The organism is Tahibacter sp., from assembly GCF_032229445.1.
GTDB lineage: Bacteria > Pseudomonadota > Gammaproteobacteria > Xanthomonadales > Rhodanobacteraceae > Tahibacter.
On sequence record NZ_JAVTWC010000137.1, the window covers coordinates 1 to 24,038 of the forward strand.

Annotated in this window: 13 protein-coding genes; 3 read left to right on the top strand and 10 right to left on the bottom strand. The window is 59.9% G+C overall.

Annotated features, from left to right (window positions below; genetic code table 11):
- Nucleotides 1–575 precede the first annotated feature (575 nt).
- From RUU78_RS25305 to RUU78_RS25315, 3 genes are read right to left on the bottom strand one after another with little or no spacing between them, the layout of a single operon-like run.
- On the bottom strand, nucleotides 576–3,689 hold the full coding sequence (locus tag RUU78_RS25305) for an efflux RND transporter permease subunit (RefSeq protein ID WP_313920645.1): 3,114 nt from the start codon (nucleotides 3,687–3,689) through the stop codon (nucleotides 576–578).
- Nucleotides 3,686–7,096 carry an efflux RND transporter permease subunit gene (locus RUU78_RS25310; protein ID WP_313920647.1) on the bottom strand — a complete coding sequence of 1,137 codons (3,411 nt, stop codon included), beginning with the start codon at nucleotides 7,094–7,096 and terminating at the stop codon, nucleotides 3,686–3,688. Before RUU78_RS25310 ends, RUU78_RS25305 begins: the two co-directional genes overlap by 4 nt.
- Nucleotides 7,093–8,307 carry an efflux RND transporter periplasmic adaptor subunit gene (locus RUU78_RS25315; protein ID WP_313920649.1) on the bottom strand — a complete coding sequence of 405 codons (1,215 nt, stop codon included), beginning with the start codon at nucleotides 8,305–8,307 and terminating at the stop codon, nucleotides 7,093–7,095. The genes RUU78_RS25310 and RUU78_RS25315 overlap by 4 nt, the downstream gene beginning before the upstream one ends.
- A gap of 660 nt (nucleotides 8,308–8,967) precedes the next feature.
- Here RUU78_RS25315 and RUU78_RS25320 point away from each other — a divergent pair.
- Nucleotides 8,968–9,933 carry a hypothetical protein gene (locus RUU78_RS25320; RefSeq protein ID WP_313920651.1) on the top strand — a complete coding sequence of 322 codons (966 nt, stop codon included), beginning with the start codon at nucleotides 8,968–8,970 and terminating at the stop codon, nucleotides 9,931–9,933.
- Between the two features lie 84 nt (nucleotides 9,934–10,017).
- Here the strand turns inward: RUU78_RS25320 and RUU78_RS25325 are convergent, their stop codons facing one another.
- Nucleotides 10,018–10,443: a VOC family protein gene (locus tag RUU78_RS25325; protein WP_313920653.1), complete on the bottom strand. Its 426-nt coding sequence runs from the start codon at nucleotides 10,441–10,443 to the stop codon at nucleotides 10,018–10,020.
- Between the two features lie 596 nt (nucleotides 10,444–11,039).
- Here RUU78_RS25325 and RUU78_RS25330 point away from each other — a divergent pair.
- Nucleotides 11,040–16,877, top strand: coding sequence for a MupA/Atu3671 family FMN-dependent luciferase-like monooxygenase (locus RUU78_RS25330; RefSeq protein ID WP_313920655.1), 5,838 nt, complete (start codon nucleotides 11,040–11,042; stop codon nucleotides 16,875–16,877).
- A 120-nt stretch (nucleotides 16,878–16,997) separates the two neighbouring features.
- On the opposite strand, the gene RUU78_RS25335 is transcribed toward RUU78_RS25330, so the two are convergent.
- The 6 genes from RUU78_RS25335 to RUU78_RS25360 form a co-directional block, all read right to left on the bottom strand.
- A complete protein-coding gene (locus RUU78_RS25335; RefSeq protein WP_313920657.1) occupies nucleotides 16,998–17,252 on the bottom strand; it encodes an acyl carrier protein in 255 nt (84 codons plus the stop codon).
- A gap of 192 nt (nucleotides 17,253–17,444) precedes the next feature.
- Complete coding sequence (locus tag RUU78_RS25340; protein WP_313920658.1) at nucleotides 17,445–19,148, bottom strand: HAD-IIIC family phosphatase; 1,704 nt, start codon at nucleotides 19,146–19,148, stop codon at nucleotides 17,445–17,447.
- Between the two features lie 96 nt (nucleotides 19,149–19,244).
- Nucleotides 19,245–20,582, bottom strand: a complete 1,338-nt coding sequence (locus RUU78_RS25345) for an acyltransferase (protein ID WP_313920659.1) — start codon at nucleotides 20,580–20,582, stop codon at nucleotides 19,245–19,247.
- A 77-nt stretch (nucleotides 20,583–20,659) separates the two neighbouring features.
- Entirely contained in the window at nucleotides 20,660–21,397 is a 738-nt protein-coding gene (locus RUU78_RS25350) for a hypothetical protein (RefSeq protein ID WP_313920661.1), read from the bottom strand.
- 1 nt (nucleotide 21,398) lies between these two features.
- Nucleotides 21,399–22,097, bottom strand: coding sequence for a hypothetical protein (locus RUU78_RS25355; protein ID WP_313920662.1), 699 nt, complete (start codon nucleotides 22,095–22,097; stop codon nucleotides 21,399–21,401).
- Nucleotides 22,094–22,972, bottom strand: a complete 879-nt coding sequence (locus RUU78_RS25360; protein WP_313920664.1) for an ABC transporter ATP-binding protein — start codon at nucleotides 22,970–22,972, stop codon at nucleotides 22,094–22,096. Before RUU78_RS25360 ends, RUU78_RS25355 begins: the two co-directional genes overlap by 4 nt.
- 510 nt (nucleotides 22,973–23,482) lie before the next feature.
- On the opposite strand from RUU78_RS25360, the gene RUU78_RS25365 reads away from it, so the two are divergent.
- On the top strand, nucleotides 23,483–24,038 hold a 556-nt coding region (locus tag RUU78_RS25365; RefSeq protein WP_313920666.1), incomplete at its 3' end, for a hypothetical protein.

The following is a 24,038-nucleotide window of genomic DNA, read 5'->3' on the forward strand; positions in this document are numbered from 1 at the left end:
GGCCCGTTGGGCGTTCAGAGTGATCAGAACCTGCGGTTCTGAGCGATCACTCTTCACCCGGCCTGACTCAAGCGGCAACCGAGTCAAAAGCAAATATCGGCTTGTTCAGAGGTTCCCTAGCCCGCGTTTCTCGCACCCTTATACTGCGACCGCAGGTGCGCTCGCCCTGACGCGCGCCGCTGCCTCGTGTTGGCTCGACGTAGTGTCGGCTGCGCCTTCGCCGTCACTGAAGTCCGCGGCACGCATCGGGACCGTGTCTCGACGGCCTCGCGACGAACGGGTGTGAGCGATGCGGGCAAGCTGTCTGCTTCCAGCTCAGGCAGACGCCTGGTGTGTTCCGCAATCTGCGTCGCCTGCGGGCACTGCTTCTGAAACGGTGGAAGCGTGGCAGGACGAGATGGGCCGCGTTGCGCCGCTGGGGTGCCATCGCTCCTATCCCGATCGGATCTTTGTCGCAGATCAGGCGGCCATCGCGCGTCAGGCCGTTTCGGTGTCCGCAGCGACTCGCGGCAAATAAGTCCGATGCTTTGAGTCGGTAGAGTGGCTGCCTCCACCATGACGACGACCCCGAAGAGCTACGCGCGTGCAGAGTTCGGGCGGAAAGACTTGCCGATGGCCCGCACGGACGCCAGCCGCATGTCATCGAGTAGCGCGTATATGGTCGGCAGGAACAGCAGGCTCACAATCGTCGAAAAGATCAATCCTCCGGCGATGGCGCGTGCCATGGGGTAATAGCCGAGTCCGGCGCCGCCCACTTGCGGCCCGCCCACGCATAGCGGCAGCATCCCCAGTACCGTGGTACCCATGGTCATTAGGATCGGCCTCAGCCGCTCGCATGCTCCGTCGACCAGGGCTTGTGTACGTGGCACGCCGCGGCGACGCATCGCGTCGATGTGCTCGAACATGACGATGCCGTTGTTCACGACTACGCCCATCAGCACGAGGATGCCGATGGCCGCCATGATCGTGAACGTCGTGCCCGTGATCCAGAACACCCAGAACATGCCGAGAGCGGAAAAGTAGATGCTGCTGATGATGGCTGCCGGCAGCGTCAGGGACTCGAACAGCGCCGCCATCACCAGATACACCATCAGCAAGGCGATCAGCATGTTGAAACCCATGCGGGCGCCGGCTTCCGTATTGCGCTCGAAATTGCCCCCGAGGTTCCAGCGATAGCCATCAGGAAGAACCGTGCCCCCGAGTGCCGATTTGATCGCCTTGCGCGCATCTTCGGTGTTCTTTCCGTCGGCCAGATTGGCTTGAATCATCAGCGTCATGCGCCGATTCTCGCGGTTGACCTGGGCAGATCCCTTGCGGACGTTGACGTCCACGATGGACATCAGCGGCACCTCGCCCCCATCGGCACGGCGCAGATTCAGTGCGGCAAAATCCTCGACCTTGAAGCCGCGGGAACCTGCGAATCGCAGCCAGACCGGGATTTCACTTTCCCCATGGCGGAACTCGCGCAGCGGTGCTCCGCGCAGCGCCACACCGATATAGCCGGCGACATCGCTGGACGTGAATCCGTACACAGCGGCGCGCTCGCGGTTCACCGTTACCGACACTTCGGTGCTTTCATCGCCGGCATCTACCCGCACATCGCGCAACTCGGGCACCGTCTTCAGAATGCCGACCAATGTCTGTGCGATCTCGGCGAGCGTCTCGCTGGCATCTCCGCTGACGGCAATGCTGATTCCGTCATCGGCACCGCCGGGGTTGGGACCGTCGCCTTGGAAGCCGATTTCCGCGCGTGCGGATTTCGGCAATTCTTCGCGCAGCTGTTCACGCAGCGTGGTTGACGACAACAGTCCGGCTTCGTGATTGCGCAACAGCAGATAATCCCAGACGCTGGGGTTGGGCTCGCGCAGGTTCAGGCGAATGCCCGCCCAACCGCGTTCGCTGAACCAGGAATAGATCTGGGTGATCTGATATCGCTCGCGATTCGCGTCGAGAAAATCCTCTACTAGCTTGACGTCTTCGGAGATTGCCGGAAGTCCGTAGGAGCCTTTCCAGCTGAGGTACATTTCCAACTCGCGGCCTGCGTCGTCACGAAACATGTCGAATTTGGTCAGTCGCGCGGGCACCACGCTTACAGCGACGATCGCGAGGATGGCGACCAGAGACCAGGCACGGTGGCTCAGCGACCATTGCAGCAGCGCCCGGTACCTATGTGTCAGGCGTGGAATGAAGCCGCGGGGATCCATCACTGCCATCGGGGTCTTCAGTCGTGCGGAAATCATCGGGATGAGGCTGACGGCGACCAGCCATGAAGCCACCAGCGCAATGGTTATGGTCACGGCTACCTGGCCCAGATACAGGCTGACAAACGTGCGCTCGCCGAGCAGGTTCGGAGCGAATACGATGATGCTGGTCAATGTGCCCGCACTGATGGCGATCTGGACATCGCGCGTGCCGTTGACGGCACAGCGCACCGGGTCGTCCGGGTAGCGCGCCTGGTTCTGGTAGATGCTCTCCACCACGACCACGGCATTGTCCACGAGCATGCCAATGCCCAGCAGCAGCCCCATCATCGTGAGCACATTGAGCGTCAGGCCAAGGAAGTACATGGCGCCCAGAGTCATGACGATACAGAGCGGGATCGCGAGCGCAACCATCAGGGTTGACGGCCAGTGGCGCAGGAAATAATAGAGCACGAACACGGAAAGCAGGGCGCCTACCAGCCCGGCGTTGATCAGCTCGTTGATCGAACTGGTGACGCCTTCGGACTGGTCATTAATGACCTTGAGCTGTATTCCCTGGAAATCCGGTTGCTGCAGAATGCTGTGCAATTCGGCCAGCACTTGACGCGAGACGTCCACCAGGTTGTTGTTGCGTTCGCGGAATATGTCTAGGCCGACCGCGGACTGCCCATCCAGCCGCCGGCCGAAATCCGTTTCCTGGCGCCGCAAGCGGACTTCGGCGACATCACTAAGGCGCAGGCCGCGCGCGTCGATTACCAGATTGCGTAACTCGTCCAGGCTGCGTAGCTCCCCAACCGGCTGCACGCGCAGGCGGCGTGCGCCGTCGTCGATGAGTCCTGCCGAAACGGAGAAATTCATTGCCTGAAGCAGGGGAACCAGCTCATTGAGCGCTACGCCATGTGCGCTGATGCGAGAAGGCAACAGCGCGATTTCCACTTCCGGAGGTGGTGCGCCGCTGATTTCCACGCGCGCGACACCAGGCAATCGCTCTAGCCGTCGCTGCATACCGCGCTGGATCAGATCGTACTCGCCGGTAAGATCACGTTCGCTGGCAAACCGCACGCGCAGCAGGGGAGCGTCGCCTGGGGAGAATTTGCGTACGAAGTAGCGCTGCAGATCTGTCGGAAGTTCATCGCGGATCGCGTCGATGCGCTCGCGAGCTTCTGAGGCCGTCACTTCTATGTCACGGTCCCAGTTGGAAAAGAACTCCATGAACACTGTTGCGCCGTCCGGGCGACTTTGCGACTGAATACGGGTGATGCCCGGCAGCGTGGACAGGGTCTCTTCCACCGGACGTGTGACGGTACGTTCGATTTCCTGCGGGGTGGATCCCGGATAGGGTAACTCGACCATCACGAACGGCACATTCACTTCAGGGAACTGCTCCAGTGCAAGCTGCCGTGCGGCTATCACGCCAATCACCACGACCGAAACATAGAACATGATCGCTGTCACCGGCCGTTTCAGGCTCAGCTCTGCCAGCGTCATGCGTGTTCTCCGGCCAGGTCGTCGGGCCTGACGGTCATCTCCCGGCGCAAGAACCGGCCGCGCTCGCGGTAGTAGGCGTCAGATCGGCGGTCCACCAGGTGGTAGACGGCGGGAATGACGAACAGGGTGAGAAGGGTCGACACCGCCAGCCCGCCAATTACGGTTATGGCCATCGGTGCCTTTACCTCCGCGCCCTCGCCACCCATGAAGGCCATTGGCGCAAAGCCGAACAGTGTCGTCAGCGTCGTCATGGCAATGGGGCGCAAACGGGAGCTGGCGGCCTGTTCGATGGCTTCCAGTTTACTTACCCCGTCCAATCGCAACTGGTTCACTTTATCGATCAGCACTATCGCGTTCTTCACCACGATGCCAACCAGAAGAATAAGCCCGATGAACACCACGACAGAGACAGGCGAGTTCGATAGCCACAGGGCGAGGACGGCGCCGACCATGGCCAAGGGAACGGTGAACATGATGACCAGCGGATGCAGCAGGGATTCGAACTGTGACGCTAGCACCAGATATACGAGAAAGATGGCCAGGCCAAGGGCGAACAGCAGTGAATTCAGGGAGGCTTCGAGCTCCTCTCCCTGGCCGCCGATGTGCATTTTGACATCCGCGCTGATGGGGTTCTTCTCGATCAGCGATCGCACTATTTTTACTGCAGTACCAAGATCCACATCACGCAAATTTGCCGAAACGATGGCGACGCGGGTCTGGTCGGCGCGGTTTATCTCGCTGGGCCCGACAGTTTCGATGACATCTGCCACCGCCGACAACGTCAGAGGGCGTTCGCTCTGCGGATTGATGATCAATTGGCGGATCTCGTCGACTGAACTGCGGTCGGCTTCGCGCGCACGCACCAGAACATCTATCTTGCGGTCACGGAACGAATAGCGGGTTGCCACCTCGCCGCGTACTTTGCGCACCACCTGGTCCGCGATCTCGCGTGTCGTAAGCCCCAGTGCCGCCGCGCGCTCCTGGTCGAACCGGATCTGCACCTCCGGATGTCCCTGCTCGACCGTCGACTTTATATCGGCAAAAACAGGTTGCGTGGCAAGCAATCGCGCGACGTCCTTGCCTGCACGGTCCAGGGACTCGAGGTCGCCACCGGCGAGTACAATCTCTAACGGCGTCGTGAAGCTCAGCAACTCGGGGCGGCCGAATTTCACTTCCACATCCGGGTATCGGCTCATGGTCCGTCGCAGCCGTTCGGTCACTGACGCCTCGGTCGCCCGGCGGTAGCCAGCGCCCAGTACGATGGTCAGCTTGGCGATGTTGTCGCCCGATTCGGTGGGATTGGCATCAAGCCGTGCACCGCTGCCGCTGACACCGTACAGGACACCAATATCATTGTCGCCGGCGTGCGCGTGCTGGATCGCGCGGACCAGCGCATCCGTATCGCGCAACTGTGTGCCTGGTGGCAGTTTCGCGGTCATCTCGAACCGGTCCTGTGCGAACTGCGGAATCAGGTCTGATCCCAGTCGTGTCGCCAGCAACAGCGCACCTGCAAATGCAATTGCCGAACTTGCCAGCACCAGCATGGGGCGGGCCAGCACCGGCGGCAGCATGCGCCTGTACGCCGCTGCAGCCCAGTCATACGGCTTCATCAGTACCACGCCAATACGCGATGTCACCCAGCCGATCGCCCAGAGAACGCCACCATGGCCGAGCAAGGCACGCAGCAACCAGCCGAACAACTGCAGCAGCAGCGGCGCTAAGAATGTAACGATCAAGGTCACCAGCAACACCGGAACCAGTACAAGACGTGGCAATAGCGCGAGCCAGAGCAGCACTCGCGGCACCGTCCGCGGCCGGTCAAGCAGCGGCCATGCCAGCCAAACGGTGGAAAACGCCAGTACGCCGCGCCAGGCCGCTTCGCCCGTGCCTGTCGAACTTTCCTCGGCAGCAGAGCCTGGTTTCTTCGCTTTCAGCACGCTGAGCATCGGTATCAGCGTCAACGCGACGGCCAACGAAATCACCAGGGCGACAGACACGGTTAGCGCCTGGTCCCTGAAAAGCTGGCCGGCCACGCCTTGTACGAAAACCAGCGGAAAGAAGACAGCCACCGTCGTCAAGGTACTTGCGACCACGGCCATGCTGACTTCGCGTGCGCCGGCGATGGTTGCTTCAAGATCACCGAGCCCGCGCTCGCGTGCCTTGGCAATGCTTTCGAGAACGACGATCGAATCATCGACGACCATGCCGGTGGCCAGCGCCAGCCCTGCCAGCGACATTACGTTCAGGGAAAGCCCCAGCTGTCCCATGAAGAAGAACGTTGCCACGATGGATATGGGCAGCGACAGGCCGATGACGAATGTGCTCCAGCCATCGCGCAGGAAGAGGAAGATGATCAGGATGGCGAGCGCGCCGCCCATCAGCGCTTCGTTCTTCACTTCGCTGAGCGCGGCGCGGATGAAGACCGACTGGTCTTCCACCGGTGTCAGCTTGACATCGTCGGGTAGCTGCCCCTTGAGCTTTTTCAGGGTATTGCTGATGCCCTCGGCGACGGCCACGGTGTTGGAGTCGCCTTCCTTGTAGATTGCAATCTCGACGGCTTCCTGGCCGTCGATGCGGATCACCGCCTGTCGCTCCTTGTGCGCCTGTTCGACGCTGGCTATATCTTTCAGGCGCACCGGCACGCCGCCCGAGTTTGCGATCAGTAGCTGGCGCATCTGATCGAGATCGACGAACTGATTGACCGCGCGCACGAGATAGCGCTGCGAGCCTTCCTCAATGCGTCCACCCGAGATGTTGACGTTCTCCTGCCTCAGCCTATCAATCACCTGGTTCACCGACAGCTTCAGCTGCGCCAGACGTCGATCATTGATCAGCACCTGGACTTCGTCTTCAAGGCCACCGGATACCTTGACAGCGGCGACGCCGTCGACCGGTTCCAGTCGCTTCTTCAGGTCTTCCTCGGCATAGCGGCGCAGGCGTATCAGCTGTGCCTGCTCAGTGCCGAAGGCATCATCCCCGGAGCTGAGGATCAGTCGCATTATGGGCTCGGTACTGGGATTGAAGCGCAGCAGCACCGGCGGCTTGACATCGATCGGCAGCAGCACGATCTCTAGCTTGTCGCGAACCTCGAGGCTCGCTTTGTCCATGTCGGTACCCCAGGAGAACTCGAGCACCACATCGCTCTGCCCCGTGTGAGAGACCGAACGCAGCTTGCGCAGTCCTTTGACGACGCCGACTGCCTCCTCGATCTTCTCGGTGATGAGGTTCTCTATCTCAGTTGGCGCGGCACCAACGTATTCCGTGCGCACCGTCAGGGTCGGATAGCTCAGATCAGGCAAAAGATTGACTTTCAGGTCAAACAGGGCGATCAGACCGAATAGCACGAGCGCGAAAGTGCCGACCGCGATAGTCACGCGACGACGGGTGGAAAATTCTACGATGTTCATCCCTGCGGGACTCCGGCAGCCGTGCCTGCCTCCACGCGGTCACCAGACGCGGCCCGCTCTATGATCTGCACCCGGACCCCATCGCGAACCGCTACCTTGCCAACGGTGACGACGTTCTCGCCTTCGCTCAGTCCTGAACGCACTTCAGCGTATTCGCCGTTGACGTGGCCAAGTTCGACGGATGTACGGACTACCTTGGTTTCGCGGACGACGAATACCGCCGGCTCGCTGTCCTCATCAAGCAGGGCAGCACGCGGTACGGTCAGTGAATCGGCGCGGCGGTCGTAAACGATGGTCACGCGGCCAAACATGCCGGGCTTCAGCCGCTGAGTGGTGTCGCGAAAGGCAACAGTGGTACGGAATGTGCCGCTGCTGCCGTCGATAACTGGGCTCACCCGGTCGACCGTGCCGGTGAACTCCTCGCCGGGCAGTGCATCGACGCGCAGTGATGCCGACATCTTCGGATTCAGTTTGGAAAGTTCCCGTTCGGGAACATTCAACACAGCTTCGAGACGTTCATTGTTGACGATGCGGAACATCGGTTGATTCAGCGCAATCTCGTTGCCCTTTTTCACCATGCGCTGGGCAACGACGCCGTCTATCGGTGCAACGATCTGTGTATAGGACAGTTCCAGCCTTGCGATGTCATAGACAGCTTTCTGCGTTGCCAGGTCAAAGCGCAGGCGATCATGTGCATCCGTCGCGATGAGCTTGCGTGCATACATCTCTTCCGAGCGCCTCAACTCGGCTTCAAGCCTGCGCAGCGTGGCTTCTGCGCGATTGACCTCAAGCTGCGGCCGTTCGGGGTCGATGCGCGCCAGCACCTGTCCGGTCCGAACCTGCTCGCCCTCCTCGATCAGAAGCTTGAGCAGCACGCCGGAGGTCTTGGCGACGACCTGCGCCTCGTTCGGCGTTTCCAGGGCCGCGGTGCCGCTGTACCTTGCCGCGACCGTACGGCGCCGGACGGACGCCACCTCGACCAAAATCGCTTTGCTTTTGCCACTTCCCTGGTTTTCTTTTTTATCCTCCTTAGTTCCATTTGCTTCGGGATTCCCCGCCGCGTCGCCCGTCCCGGCGGTGCTGCCCTTGCTTGCCGCGTCGGTGGCCTGTGGGTCACCGCCACTGCCCCCGCACCCTGCCAAACCCACGAGCAGGCCAAAGGAAAGCAGCAGACGCAGGGCAGTCAGTCCACGGCAGCGAACAACATTCATATCGATGGCACCGTGCTTCTATGAGCGGCTGGCAATGGTGTCATAGTTGGCTCGCCCGCGGTGAATCGCGCCGGCATCATCCACGCGGAATGCTGTCGCCGGCTCCGAAAGGGCAGGGCGTGCAAACCCTGAATCGGCTGGGAGGGACATCGCCGTGTTCTGACGTTCCAGCTCTCGCCCTGCCTTCGATCGCGCGACACCGCCCTGGTCATGTACGGCGGCAGGCGCTGCCAGGGACGGCGCTGGTCCGGTCAGTCGGCGCTCTGCAAAGTCGCGCGACCGCAACAATGTTCAGGCGCCTGCAACGTACGTCAGCTGCAGCCTGGTCGGCCCGGCAGAGGGCGGCGCAGCGCGAAACCGGGTGCCCTCTCATGATCAGGCCCGGACGATCAAACGGCAGCCGGCATCGCGTGAACTGCGCGGCGGGTAAGCCGGGATCTTATGCCGCAGCCTTGCCAGTTCCCCCCGCGCAACAATATCCTGCGCGACGGCATATTATTGGTTGATTTAGAAAATGTTGCGTCGCCATGGCGTTCCTCGCAATTTCCGCGTGCGAGGGTTGCGCGTGGACCGTAGTGTGGCGAAACCGCGACAGCGCGGATGTGGGGATCAGTCCGCGAACCACGGCATTGCCGGGTGAGCAGGCAGGAAGGGGGGGGCGTGGACTGGGTGGGTCAGTGGTACGTGTTGCAGGAGGAACGCGGCGAGTTTGCGAGAATCCGTTTCGGGTGCGCCGAGGTAGGGTGCGAGCCCGAATGGTATACCGTGCCGCATAAGGACGCGGATGGAATCGGCGCCTTTGCCGATCTCCTGCGTCGTCGGGGATATGGCGCTTTCGCCACACTGCCGCAGATGCGGCAGTCCGACGACACGACCCGCTTCCCCCTGCGGCCGTTGCGGCCGCCGGCGCAGGTCGCCGCCTGGATGGATTTCGACACGGACTGGAGCGGCGGTTCCCCGCAGGACGCATGCCCGAGTTCGATGCACTGGGTCATCCTGTCTGAAGGGCAGACGCGGCGTGTCGAAGAGGCTGCCCTTGGGCAGGGAGTAAGTCTCAACAGCCTCTTGCTGTGGGCGCTGAATCGCGCACTGGGACCTTGGCTGGATCGCTCGGGGCCAGCGCTATGGTCAATGCCAGTCAATCTGCGCGGTGCGGTAGCGGTTATGCCGGACACTGCGAACCAGTTTGCAGCCATCGACATTGACATTGCGTGCTCTGGCGAGGCGCCCGCCGCTCCCAAAGACGTGCATGCACGAATCAGGCAACTGCTGGCGCAGGGCGCCCATTGGCAGGCCTGGAACTCCTGGAATGTTGGCGAGCGTGTGGGTATCAATGGTATGCGTATGCTGTTACAGAAGAGTCTTCAGTCGGGTCGCAGGAAGACCGGGCTCTTTTCCAATCTGGGCGCTTGGGATGATGGGAAGACTGCGCCGACAGTCGATTGGATTTTCCTGGCTCCGGTCACCAAAGAAGTGCCGTTCGCCGCATGCGTGCTGAACTGGCGTGGTCGGCTTACGGCCGCCATCCAGGCCCATCCGGCATTGGCGACTGATCCGCAGCGCGCTGCGGATTGGCTCGATGCCTGGATGAAAGAACTGCGGGGCGTGTGCGACTCAGGTGCCTGATGGCGTTCGGATCCTGGGTAGCGGCTCAAGCCCTGCGATCATGGCAACGTTCAGGCGATTTGGCCCGGGTCTTGTGAGCGCAGCCTATGTCGTCAGCAGACGGGCGAACATGCCTTCTGTGCAGATTTCGACAAGGGCGGATTCCGGCGTAAGCAAAAAGGCGAATTCGGCACCGGCGAATACCTCCGACGCTGCCAATGACAGTAGCCGATAACCGCTTGCTTCCAGGTGGGCGACGGCCGCGCGGACATCGGGTGTTACATAGCAGGCGTGATAGTAGTACTGACGGCGAGTGAGGAAGGCGCTCGCTGGCGAGTCCGCTGCGGTCGCCTGCACCAGCTCGACAAACACATCCGGTGCTGTTTCGACGAAACAGACGCGAACTTTCAGGTCGGCGAGCTCGTAGATCGCGGATACCCGGCTGAATCCCATTGCTCCGGTATACATCCGCAAACTGTCTTCGATGCACGCGACTGCACAGCCGAGATGGTGGAGTCTGAAGGAAATCATGTGTTTCCTGGTTGCAGTAGTGAGCATCCGGTGCTCTAGCGCATGGCAGGCCCCGCTGCCTGCGGACAGGCGTAGGCCAACAACGACGGCAACGCCAACGTCGCATCCGATCGTAGGCCGCGAAGCGTGGGCGGCGTTCGGCGCGCCGGCGGTGCGGCGAACGCCAAGTTTAGCCCATGCCGTGCGGAGTTCGCGTGCGGGAGTCGCGGCAATCGCCAGGGGCCAATGCTCTGTTTCCCTGCGACAGCGAAACCCAGGCACCGGCATTGTCCACGACTGGACGGACGGGCGACGCACACCGGCTTGCCTCAGGCTGTGGTGCGACCTCGTCAGGGCGGGCGATGACACAGCCAGACGCTGAAGGTGGACTGCCTGTGTCACCTTGCTGACCGACCGCTGTGCGGTATGTCATAGTTATATTCGTGCCCTGTGTGGGGGCGTGCCGGCTTCCGGGGTGGAAAATTGCAGCCGCGTCTTGCGGCGCGGGAAGCCGCAACGGGTCAACGGTATTTGTCAGGCCAGGACGCCGGTACGCGGGATTCAGCTGCGGCGCGCGCGAGCCGGTGCCGCACTACTTCACGGAGTCGACTCAGGTAATGGACAACACAAATTCGCTGCTGTCGCTGCTGGATCGTCTCAAGGCGGAGGGCGTCCAAATCTCCCTTGCCGGTGACGATAGACTCAAAGTGAATACGCAGGCGGAAAGCATTGCGCCGGGCATTCTTGCCGAACTCAAGGAAAGGAAGCCGGAAATTTTGGCCTGGCTGCGCAAGGCGCTGCGGAGCTCCGATGATGACGGATTGCCTCGCAAGGACACCGGGTCGCTTACCCGGGAAGTGTTGACCCCGATGCAGCAGAGCCTCTGGCTGGCGTATCAGTTCGACCCTGATTCAACGGCCTACAACCTGCCTGTCTTGCTGTCGCTCGACGGGCAGCTGGATGTGGAATTGCTGGCGCGTTGCCTGGAAGCACTGGTCAGGCGGCACGAAGCGCTGCGAACCCGTTTCTTCGTGCACGACGGGCTGCCGTATCAGGGAGTTTCGGACACTCCTTTCTCACTGGAAATCAAGGAGGTTGCCGAGAACGCCCTGGCTGATGCTATCGACGCGCAGATGGACCGGCGCTTCGATCTTGAGCGCTCGCCACTCTTCACCTGCAGGCTGCTGCGCGTGTCGAACGAACGTCACGTCCTTTGTATCGCGATGCATCACATCATCTCGGACGGGTGGTCGTGCGAGGTCTTGCTGCGGGAGCTGGCAACCCTGTATTCCGGCCGCGTCGCGACGCTGCCCCCAATGCCGTTCCAATACCGCGATTACAGCTATTGGCATCGGCACGAGTTCGAACCCGCGCACAAATCCAGACTGACGGCTTTCTGGCGCGACTATCTCGACGGCGCTCCAGGATTGCTGGAGATGCCTGCCGACTTCAGTCGCCCGGCACAGCTCACCACAGCGGGCGCTGCGCACACGTTCATCTTGCCGCCATCTGTGGTGGATGTGCTGCGCAGCAACAGCCGACAGATCGGTTGCAGCGTGCATCACTATCTGGTGTCGGCGTTTCAGTGGCTGATGCACCGGTACAGCGGACAGACCGACATCGTTATTGGCGTGCCAGCCGCCAATCGTGCGCGCCAGGAGTTCCAGCAGTTGGTCGGACTGTTTATCAATCTGCTGCCGCTGCGCACGCAGGTGCGCGCCGACCAATCGTTTGTCGAGCATGTCAGAACAACTATTGCCAATCTCAATCGTGTTCTGGGGCACCAGGAGCTTTCGCTCGAGCAGATCGTTGAAATCCTCGCGCCAGTTCGCAGCTTGAGCTACACGCCGGTATTCCAGCACATGTTCGCGTACCAGGAAGCCTCGCCTCAGGCATTGCAATTGCCTGGCGTGGCTGTTGCGCCAATCAGCAACCGTATCACCACGTCGAAATACGATCTGGTCCTGACCATCACCGATGATGGTTCCGCGCTCAGCGGTGTCGTGCAGTACTGCACGGACCTGTATCGGCACGAATCGATGGTGCGCTTCGCGGAGAACTTCGTCGCCTTGCTGGAACAGGTCAGCAGTGAGCCGCAGCGGCGTCTTTCCGACGCCAGGTTCGCTGCAGACAGCCAGCTACGCATGCTGGCTGCCGTCAACGACACCGTCGTGCCGCTGCCAGCGCAGATGCGTGTTCACCAGTATTTCGAGCGTTCGGTAGAGCGGCATGCCCGGCTCAGGGCCTTGTCGTTCGAAGGCGTGACGCTCACCTACGCCGAACTGAATGCGCGGGCAAACGCCATCGCCCATGTGCTGCGTGCCGGGCAACTCGGTCCTGGCTGCCTGATCGGCCTGTGCATGGAGCGCTCGCTGGACATGGTGGCATCGCTGCTCGCGATCTGGAAAGCAGGCGCAGCTTACGTGCCGCTGGATCCGGGCTATCCACTGGATAGAGTCCACTACATGGTGGAAGACGCAGGGTTGCAGGCCATCGTTACTACCTGCGCGGTTGCCGAACTGCTGCCGGAACAGTGCTGCGGACAGGTTATCGCGCTGGACAGTGAAGACGTTGCCGCAGCCATAAGTCGGGCCCCGGAGAGAAATCCTGATTGCGAGTCGGACCCGCTTGCCTATGTGATCTACACATCGGGTTCCACCGGGCGCCCCAAAGGCGTCAAAATCGCGCATGACAGCGTGGTCAACCTGATCGTCGCGCTCGATCAGGAGTTTGGCCACACCGTCGTGACCGAGGCCGCCAGCCAGTCGACCTGGTTGGCGGTGACCAGCATCTGCTTCGATATCTCGGTGCTGGAGTTGTTCTGGACCTTGAGTTGCGGATTTCACGTCGTGTTACAGCCAGAGATTCCGGTACCGGGCGAGTCATCCGGCGAGATCGACTTCAGTCTGTTTTATTTTGCGGCCGAGGAAGCCAACCAGGACAAGTATCGTCTCCTGCTTGAGGGAACGCGATTTGCCGATGCGGCGGGCTTGCGCGGTGTCTGGGTGCCTGAGCGTCATTTCCACAGTTTCGGCGACCAGTTTCCGAATCCCGCGGTCGCTGCGGCGGTTGTCGGTGCGATCTCCGAGCGCGTACGTGTGCGTTGTGGCAGCGTCGTGCTGCCGTTGCACGATCCTGTACGCGTGGTGGAAGAATGGGCGATGGTCGATCATTTTTCACGCGGGCGTGTCGAGATGTCGATTGCTTCGGGTTGGCATCCGAACGATTTCATCTTTCAACCGGATTCGTACGATGATCGTCATCGCATCATGCGATCGCATCTGGAACAGGTTCAGAAGCTCTGGCGTGGCGAATCGATCGTTCGCCGCAACGGGCTCGGCAAAGATGTTGTGCTTGCCACGCATCCCAGCCCGGTCCAGCGGGAACTGCCGCTGTGGATTACCGCGGCGGGCAGCCCCGAAACGTTTCGGTATGCGGGGTCGATAGGCGCGGGCGTACTGACACATTTCCTCGGGCAGGACCGTTACGACCTCGCCGCCAAGATCCAAGTTTATCGCGATGCACTTCACGACGCCGGCTTTCCGCCCGAGCGGGCACGCGTGGCACTCATGCTGCACACGTTCATTGCAGACGATTCCGAATTCGTCGCACAGACGGTGCGGGCACCGTTCAAGAACTATCTGCGGCATTCGCTGGGACTGGTCGCTCCGATCGCGCAGGAACTGGGGCTGGACCTTGATGCGCATCGGGAGGACGTGATTGAGGTCGCGTTCGAACGATTCTTCCGCCACAGCGGCCTATTTGGCACAGTTTCCCATTGTGCCGGGCTTGTTCAGGAACTTGCCGACGCTGGTGTCACGGAAATTGCCTGCCTGATCGATTTCGGCGTCGACCATGCGACTACCCTGGCGCACCTGCCCAAGATTGCCGAGCTGCGCAAAGTGATGAAATGGCACCAGGCTCAGCGTGCATTGCTGGCCAAGCGTCATGAAAGGCGCTGGCAGGCGGAGGATCTGATAGTCCTGCATGGCGTGACCCATATGCAGGCGACGCCCTCGTATGTGCGGGGCTGGATTCATTCGGCGCCAGGCCGCGAGGCGCTGAACCGGCTTCAGCTACTTTGCGTCGGCGGCGAAGCGCTGGACCGGCAGCTAGGCAACCAGTTGTGCAAGGCTGTACCCGGTGATGTCTACAACATGTATGGGCCTACCGAGACAACGGTGTGGAGCAGTTTTCAGCGATTGGACGGTCAGTGCGTGGAAATCGGCGGGCCAACGGCGAACACCCGTTTTCATGTGCTCGATGCCTATGGGCATGACTGCCCGATCGGCGTGCCTGGCGAGTTGCATATTGGTGGCCGGGGACTGTTCCTGGGCTATCACCGTCAGGATGATCTGACACGGCAGAAAAAGGGCGCATTTCTCGCAGCAGACCGCGCCGGCGTCGTCTACCGCACTGGAGATCTGGTGCGCTGGACCGAGGGCTACAGGATCGAGTTTCTCAATCGCGTCGACAGCCAGATAAAGCTGCGCGGATTCCGCATCGAGCTGGGTGAGATCGAAAGTGTCTTGCTCACCCATGGCGCCGTCGTAGCGACCGCTGTCGTCGTGCGGGAAGACGTGCCTGGCCAGAAGCGGCTGGTTGGCTATATTGTTGGCCCGGTGTCGGCGTCTGGACTTGATCGCCTGGAACGCGGCGCTGAACTCACCCGTTGGCTGCAGTCAACATTGCCGGATTACATGATCCCGGAAGCGTTTGTCTTCCTCGATGCATTGCCGCTGACGCCCAACAAGAAACTGGATCGAGCCGCGCTGCCGGCTCCGGACGTCAGGCCCGCCGCGCAGGTCTACGCGGCGCCACGCACCGTGATCGAGCGAAAAATTCACACGGTATGGCAACGTCTGCTGGGTCTCGATGCGAAATCTTTCGGCATCGACGATGAATTCTTCCGACTGGGTGGCAATTCGTTGCAGGCCATTCAACTGGCGTCACGGCTCAAGCAATCCCTGCAGGTGACAGTCTCGATTCGCGACATTTTTGCAAGTCAAAGCATCCGTGCGCTGGCCGGCAAAATCGAGAAAATGGACGGCCTCAGCCTTTTGCCCCTGCAGCCGTTGGAAGATCGCCCGAAAACCTTGCGGGCCAGCTACGCCCAGCGGCTGATCTGGTTTGTGCATTTCATGCCCAACGTGGCGAAGTCGTCGCTGACGCTCGCCAATGCGGCAGAGTTCACCGGAGAGTTGGACCTGGGCTTGCTGGAGCGAAGCATCCAGCATGTCATCGACGGTCACGATTGCCTGCGGGCAAGGTTCTTCCTGCGCGGACGCTCCGAACTGGTCATGCATGTAGATGACAGCCATCCGTTCCAGTTGGTCGTGGTGGATTGTCGTCACCTGAGCGCGAATGAAGCTGACGCGACAGTCCAGGAGTTGATCGCGCAGGAGCGGTCATTCGTCTTCGATCTGGCCAAAGGGCCACTGTTTCGCGCCTGCGCCGTGCAATGCGCGCCCCGCCGGCATGTCCTTATCCTGAGCCTGCACCACATTGTCGGGGACGCCTGGGCGCAGAGCCTGGTCCGGCAGGAAATATCGGCGAGCTATAACTCGTTGAAAGCCACCGGCCAGTTTCCGGTCAGCCAGCAGAGCATTCACTACCGCGACTTCGCCTACTGGTCCGCACGCTGGCACCAGGAGGACATGCTGGCCGGCCAGTTGGAGTTCTGGCGTCAGAAATTCGACAGCCTGCGAGGGCTGCGCCGCTTCCCGACTGACTTTGACAATCCCCTCAATTGCGTTGGAGAAACCGGATTCCTTGATCTCATGCTGAACCAGGCGCAGGTGGATCGTCTTGCTGCCACCTGCACGGAACTGCGCATTTCCGTCTATACGGCGTTGCTGGCCGCCTTCAAGCTCTCGCTGTACAAACTTTCCGGCATTGCCCAGCAGGTGATCAGTTCCTTCCATCTGGGGCGTTCGCGAGCAGAGCTGGAGCTGTCAATCGGCCAGTATGCAGAAGGTTTTTTCATCATCACTCAGATCGATGACCAAGTGGGGCTGCTCGACTTCTGCGCCGCTGTGCGTGACATCGTGTACGAGGCTCAGGACAATTGCGACATCTCCGGCTTCTATGTCCGGCAGCGCACCGGCGGTGAGTTGCCGGTGATCCCAATCGTCTTCAACTACTTCGACATGCTTCGAGTCGACAATTGGGACATTGTCGACAACGAGGCCAAAGTTATCAGCAAGCCGATGCAGTCGACGACGACAATGGTCGCGATGGAGGCAGATGTTCGTTGGACGGAAATCGGCCTGCGCGCGGTGCTGACCTACAACAGGAAACTGTTTATGCACGAAACCATTGAACGACTCAGAGCCTCGTTCCTGCGTCTGGTTGACGCGATCTGTGACAAGGACAATTCACCGATATGTGTTGCGCTCGGGGCCACAGATGCGACCGCGACCGGTGCCGGGCGGCCGGCGCGTGAATATGCCTGAGTGGTCTAGCGCGAGGCCCGGTGCTTGCGCTGCGCGGCCGGAGTCGTGCGGGAGGCGGAGCGGCGCTTCGAGTCCCTGGTTTCTGTGTCGTCGGGCTATTCGGAGATTCCCGGCCCGTAGTCAGGCTGCCTCGAGCTTGCCTTCGATCGAATCCACAATGGAGCGCATGTCGGCCCACTGCTGGGTTTCCCGCAGTTCGAACTTGATGGCGAACCGGTTCTCGATGCTCACCAAGATGTGTACGTGTGCGACGGAGTCCCACGCCTCGAAATCCATCGGCGACGAATCTTCCTGCAACTGTATTGCCGGACTGTCGAGGACATCGCGAACGATGGATTCGATGTCCCGCAGCAGCGATTGACGGGTTGCGCTCACGCTTTCGTTCTCCTAGGGAACTTCTGAACAGGTAGATAGTTTCTATTGATTCTGGAACCGCCTTGAGCCAAGGCGGCGGCGAAAACGCCTACGCGGCAAGCGCTTGGCGGGTGGTGGAGGGCCAGCGGTGAATACAACAGCGTCGGTGCCAGGACTCGTTCATCGCTTCTCCGCTCGCATACTGGCCGAGAATCAGTTGCGAAGGATTGCGGTTGGCTTCATCACGTAATCCTGCGATGGCAGGTACCAGTAACTATTCTGCTCGACGAAACCTAGCCGCGCGTAGAGATCCTTCACCAGTGCATTTTTCCTGGTTGGCAGGTATTCGCCCTTGATGACCCTATAACCCTGGCGCTGCGCGAGGTTGGCGACCTCGTTCAGCACGAAGTGCTCCATGCCCCTGTTCAAGATACGGCAACTCATCATCCATGCTTCTATGAATAGCGTTTCATCAGCCTCCCGCTTCAATACAAGCGCAACGACGAGGCCGTGATTTCCGTAGTTGTCGCTTAGCTCGAACGAGAGGGTAAAGTAGTCCGCAGAGCCGGCGATGATTTCGACGTCCGCTGTGGTGTAGCGGCTAGATCTCACATTGAACTGATTCGACCGTTGGCTGAGTTGCGCGACCCGCGGCAGGTCCTGCTCGGTGAAAGGTCGCAAGGCCGAGCGCATATTGATGCTCGACAGATAGTCGTACTCGTTTCGGTAGAGCGCCCTGACTTTCCTGCGGGCGGCTTCCTGCTGGTACTGGAGCGTTCGTTCTTCGTCGGCCGCGGAAGCTGCGGCAACCTCAAAAATATTCCATTGCTGCAGATAGTCTAGATAAAGCGCCGGATCGGAAGGCAGCTCCGGGACGGTAATCTCGGCTATCGCCTGCGCAACCATCCTGCGCTCGAAAGGGTTGTCATCCAGGAACACCATGGAATCGAAACTGATGTTGAGGATTTCCCGGATATGCCGGATGTTGTCGACCTTGTTGTCCCAATTGGCGACAAAGACCGCGATGTCGTCCAGCTTCAGTATCATGTCCGGATGCGTAAGGAACGGTTCTCTGGCGATGGCTTCGTCGTTTCTGGAGCAGACCGCAAGAAGGATCCCTCGTTGTCTGAGATGTTTGAGCCATCGTTGCAGCGAAGAGAATGCCTTTCCGGCGCCAAGTTCACCTATCTGGATATTCTCGATGCCGTCTTCATCAAGCACGCCGCCCCATAGTGTGTTGTCGAGGTCCAGGACAATGCATTTTTTCACCGATCCTGATGCTGCCGCGATGATGTCGAACACATGCTTCGCCACAACAGGCAGAAAATTGAGGCTGTAGGCAATTCGGGCGCGGGCATACCACTTGGCGTCATGGACAAATGCGCTACCGAAGCGATTCTGCAGGCTGGAAAGGTCGCAGATAAACAGAGACTCCGTGCGCTGCGCCATCTCCATCAGCGCCAAGTTGATCTTGCGCAACTGGTAGATGAAAGAGCGCGCAACGCTATTGCCATAATTTCCGTAGACGTAATCGTTCAGTTCCGGAAAATTGAAGTAGATGATCTTGCATGCGGGTCGTAGGGCGCGGATTGCATTGATCTGGTCCTTGAGTCCCTGCACGTACGCCTCGGCGAAGGTCTCCGGTATGCATCCCGACGCGCTGAACTCCTCGTGCAGTCCGTTGCTGGAGCGCAAGACGAGCAGGTAGTCCGGCAAGTGCCGGTACAGGTCCGACTGCCCGTTAAATATCTGGCTTTCGATCTGGCCTATGCCGGCCTCGTACAAATCGATGCCCATACAACGGGTCGCTGCGTGCCCTCGCAGGGCTTCTGCCAGGAATTGTGTGGCGCTGTCGGCAAGCAATGCAATTTTGAGCGGAGCGCCATACTGCCGGCCTTGCTTTGCCAGCTTGCGCAAATCCGAAATACTGTATTCGACCTGTTCCAGCGCGATTCCCCTTTGCTCAATGCCCGTCGGCCTGGCCGGTCTCCATGACCATGCGCAACGCGCCGCTCACGGGCAGGCCAGGGCGGCTTCGTGACGCTCCCGCAGACGTCCCATCTCGTCTCCACCGAGCTTGACGTGAACGTCGAAACCGCCGTCGCGTTGCGCTGAAGGAACTATATGCACAATGCGGCAACCTGGATATTCCGGTGGCACGTACCAGATCGGGTTTCCGACCCCAAGATCGAGATCGTAGCACGGCAGGTTGCTGAGGTTGTTGACAGTAAGCGTTTCGGTCGGATACAGCGCGCTCTCGGTGATGTGGAGCTTGTTCGATCCGGGGATACGCTGCGTCAAGTAGGCCATGTCCTGGCCAACTGAAATCGGATCTGCACTATCGGAAATCTCCCGCACTCTCTGTGCCAACTCGACGACATCGGTTTGCGCCAACATTGACTTTGTGAGAAATCCCGAACGAATGCTGTGCGCATTGCCGATGTACTCCTCTGGCAGTTCAAAGCCATGGCGCTTGCGCAGATCCAGGATGTAGGACAGCCGCATGCTGTCGCACTCTGCCGGGATCAGACAGATCTCGCGCCAGAGGTGGGCTACCAGAAGATCCTGACTGGAAAACCATCTCGTCGGGCGTTTTCCGTGCAGCAGAGCGCGGCGCTTGATGCCGGCCAGATCAGCGGCGCTGAAGTGGATCACTTGACGCTTGGAATGCTCGGCGAGGTTCTTTACTCTCGTGAACAGTTGCATCAGTTCAAGCAGGCTTATGCCGGGAAAGCTGTCGTGCTGGCTAGGCGAGGTGCCATTGAATGACTGTTGCAGGTTCTGCAATAGCGAGCGATCAAACACAGGGGCACGGTAGATCTCCCCCTTCGCTACTTTGCTCCAGGCAGCGAAGAACTGGAACATTCCACCGCCGTCGCAGACTCCGTGAAAATGAGTAACTCCAAGAACGCTCCCGCCCGACGCCAAATGAGTCAGCCGTATTGCCAACAGGGGGGAGTCGCTAGCAGCGCTTTTGAAGGCAGCGATCTTGTCGGTGTATTCCCCGGCTTCGGTTGAGGATCTGCACTCGTGCAGGAATTCGGTTAACGTCAGCGCGGAATTCTGCTCGGTGAAGCGCAGGCCGGCATCATTGAGCACAATGGAGGGAATGCCGTCCGCGGCGACCACGCAACGCCCGGAAAATGCCGGGAAATCCAGCAATAGCTGCTGCAGCGAGCGTTTGAGCTGCCTGGCGTCCAGCCTATTCTCGTAGAGGAAGATCTGTGCGGGATAGTCGCAGGCGTTGATCCAGTCCAGCGGGCCGAGCGCGAGCGTATCGGCGTCGGTCATGCCGGATCGTACCAATTCGGTGCGGATGATTTCGATGCAACGGGATTCGGTCACTTCCATTTCTCTGGGCCGCATTCACAGTGTGGACAAAAACACAGCTCCAGCCATGCGCGGCGCGGGCGTTCCGTCATTTGCGACTAGCCAGCCGATTGGGCTTTGCGGCCGAAGACGCGAAACAGCCACGCGATCACGATGGCTTGATAGATGAGTCCGACGACAATTGCTAGAGCGAAGAAATAGGTTGGCGTTCCAGTGCGAAATGCGGAAAAGAAAGCCATGACCGGCCAGTACGCGGGTAGGAAACAGCCCAGTAGGTGCCAGGGGTCCTTCACGAAAAACATGCCCAGCGCAGGCAGCACCAGCATGCTCGACGCTTTCAGCGCAACCATGCCCTCAACCTGGTTGCTGGCATATGTCGAAATGGCAAGGGCAAGAATCGGAACCTGCAGCGAAAGGGTTATCGCGAGCAGCGCGACTTGCGGCAGCGACAAGGGTGACATGCCGACTATGACCTGGACCGTGGCCATGAGAATCGCTGCCAGCACCGTATAGCCCGTCAGACGAATGCCGAAATACCGGTTGAGGGAAAATGGCGTGGCGGCCACGGCGCTAAGGATGTTCTCTTCCTGCTCTTCGATCAGCTGCAGCGACAATACTGCCGAGATGTAGAGCGCGGGCGTGACGACGAACAACCCGATGATTAGCGGATAGTAGGTTGCGAGGTCCAGGCTCGCGATGAATTTCTCGCGCAATACTGGCAGAAAATACCGCAGCGCCAATGCAAAAAAAATCGGCATGACGACCATGAACAGCAGGAATGGGTCGCGAAAGATCCGTTTACGGTCGGCATTGATGACATTGAGGTATCGATTCATCTCAGCGTCCCAGCCTGGAGCAGATACGGGTACGGAAAACGTGGCGGCACAGCCAGAAGGTCGCTGCATTCCACAGAAGCAGCAGCAACAGCGCGAGCGCCAGGGTGGCGGCAGGAGCGGGCGTTGCACCGGAGGCGAGAAGCACCATTGCGGGATAGCTCGGAATTATCCAGAACAGTGGCGAATCAGCCACACCCAGATGCCAATACACCGAGAGGGCAAGCAATCCCATCACCAGGGACAGCGGCAGAAAGAAATCACGGATATTGCCGGTCAGTACCGCCAGGATGAATCCGATCTGGTTGTACAGCAATGCACTCAGTACGATGGCCACGGTCACTACAATGCCGTTTGGGAAACTGCCCTGCAGGATCAGCAGTGCTTGCGCTGCGCCAGTCGACAGGAGGGTGAATGCGGTGAGTTTCGCGAGAATCCATGTGGTCGTCGGAACCGGAGTCACGGCGAATGCAATAACGGTCTGCTGCCTGATTTCGATGAACACCACCGCGGCGATGAAGAGCACACCCATGGTGACGATTTCGCTCATCAGCAGTGCTGGCACCCAGGTGTCATGGTAAATCTTCGGCAGGAAATACAGGGCCGCAGCGTAGATCACCACAGTGGCTACGGCGATTCCGATGACATTCTGGCGCAGGAGCAGTAGCAGCTCATGTCGGAGCAGCGCGGCGAAAGGTTTCACGCCAGTTTCGTCCCGGTAGCCTTGAAGAAAATCTCCTCGACGCTGGCTTCCTGGCTGTGGATGGACCAGAGCTTGGCCGTTGCCAGGATGCGCTGAAAATCGGCATCCTCGGCCAGCGTCTGCAGGCCGAAGGCTGCCTTTTGCAGCGATTCGGATTCACCGCCCGTGCGGTATTCGACGACTACCGACGGCTCGCCAAACGTGCGCTTCATTTGCGCCAGATTGCCGATGGTGGCGAGCTGGCCATCGACGATGAAGGCGATGCGGTCGCACAGTTCCTCGGCATCAAGCATGTTATGCGTCGTCAGAAAGACCGTACATCCCTGCGCCTTGAGCGTCTTGATGATCTGTTTCATCGTGCGCGCATTCATGGGATCCAAACCTGCCGTTGGCTCGTCCAGGAAGACGATACCGGGGCGATGCATGATGGCCCTGGCGAAGTTCAGCCGCATTTTCATGCCCTTCGAGAACGCGCCAACCTGTTTGTTGGCGTCCGCTGCGAGCCCGAGCTGTTCGAGCAGGGTCATGGGATCAAGCGTATTGCCGTCGTAAAACGCGGCGAACAGCTTCAGGTTTTCCAGGGCCGTCAGTTTGGGGAAATGGTTCGGCATTTCGAAGCCGACTCCAATTTCTCGGTAGTAGCTGTTGTCCCAGGCGGATAGCTCCCGCCCCTTGACCACGATGCTCCCGTCGTATCCGGCCAGGATACCAGTAAGCAATTTCTGGGTTGTGCTCTTGCCCGATCCGCTAGGTCCGAGGAACCCGAATATCTCGCCAGATTGGACTTCGAAGTCCAGGCCCTTGAGGGTCGGCGCGTCACCTTTTTGTTTGCTCTTGCGCGAATAGGAAAAGCGCAATCCCTTGACAGCAATCATGGCATTTGACCTTGATCTCGGTGACGGCAGGCGGCGGATCGATCGGCCGCTATCCGGTCCTGGCTGCGATATAGCGAGCTAGTTGCCGGAGCAGGCACAAGAGCCATCGGGATACATCAAGGCTCCTGTCGGCCGCTACGGCCAGCGCGCATCATCGGCGCTCGCGTTGCCAGAAGCAACTCTCGGTAGCTGCGTTTGGCACACGTGACTGCTGAGGGCAGGGCGCCGTCTCCGTGCATACATGCCGGGCTGTTGAGAGAGCTTTCATCTATTCGGCACTGTGATCATCCCGGCAGTTCAGGCGATGCAAGCCGGCTGCGCAACGCAAGGCGCCCGGATGGGCGTGCGCAACGGCGCCGGGTGTAGCGACCTAGCCTCTATCTCATTAGGCGCGTTCTACACGTATGCGCGATTGCAATCCTGTTTAGATGTGGGATAGCCTCGCGGGGCTGCGCTCGGGCGTAGGCGCGCCTGCGCATTCCATTTCGTCCACCATTGCGGGGAAGACGCATGCAGCTCCTTCGGGATTATCTGAACGAATCCACGAATTGGCGACGCTACCAGGTGCTGCTGTATACGCTGGGAATCCTTATTTTTTCCTTGGGTGCCAAAGGTTTCATCGATGCCCGCCTTGGGACCGACCCCCTTGACGTACTGGTGATCGGAATGGACAAGCACCTGGGCGTGGGGCTGGGTGTGTGTTCGTCACTGGTGGCTGCGTGCTTCCTTGCCTGGTGGATGCTGTGGAACCGTCGGCTGCCTCCGCTGATGCCATTCGTCAGCACGGCGGCAGTTGGGTTTCTGCTTGACGCCTGGACTTCCATCGGGCTGGAGCGATACACCATAGGTGCGTTGCCCGACATCAGCGTCCAATGGTTCGGCTTTGTGATCAATCTCAGCGCCGTACTGCTGGACGTTGTTTCCCTACTCATGTGCGCTTACGGTTCGGCGCTCATCATCATGAGCGGAATCGGGATCAGAATTATGGACCTCGTTGCCATCACGATGATGGAAAAGTGGGGCTGGTCATTCTTTCGGTCGAAAATGGTTCTGGAAATTGGCTTGT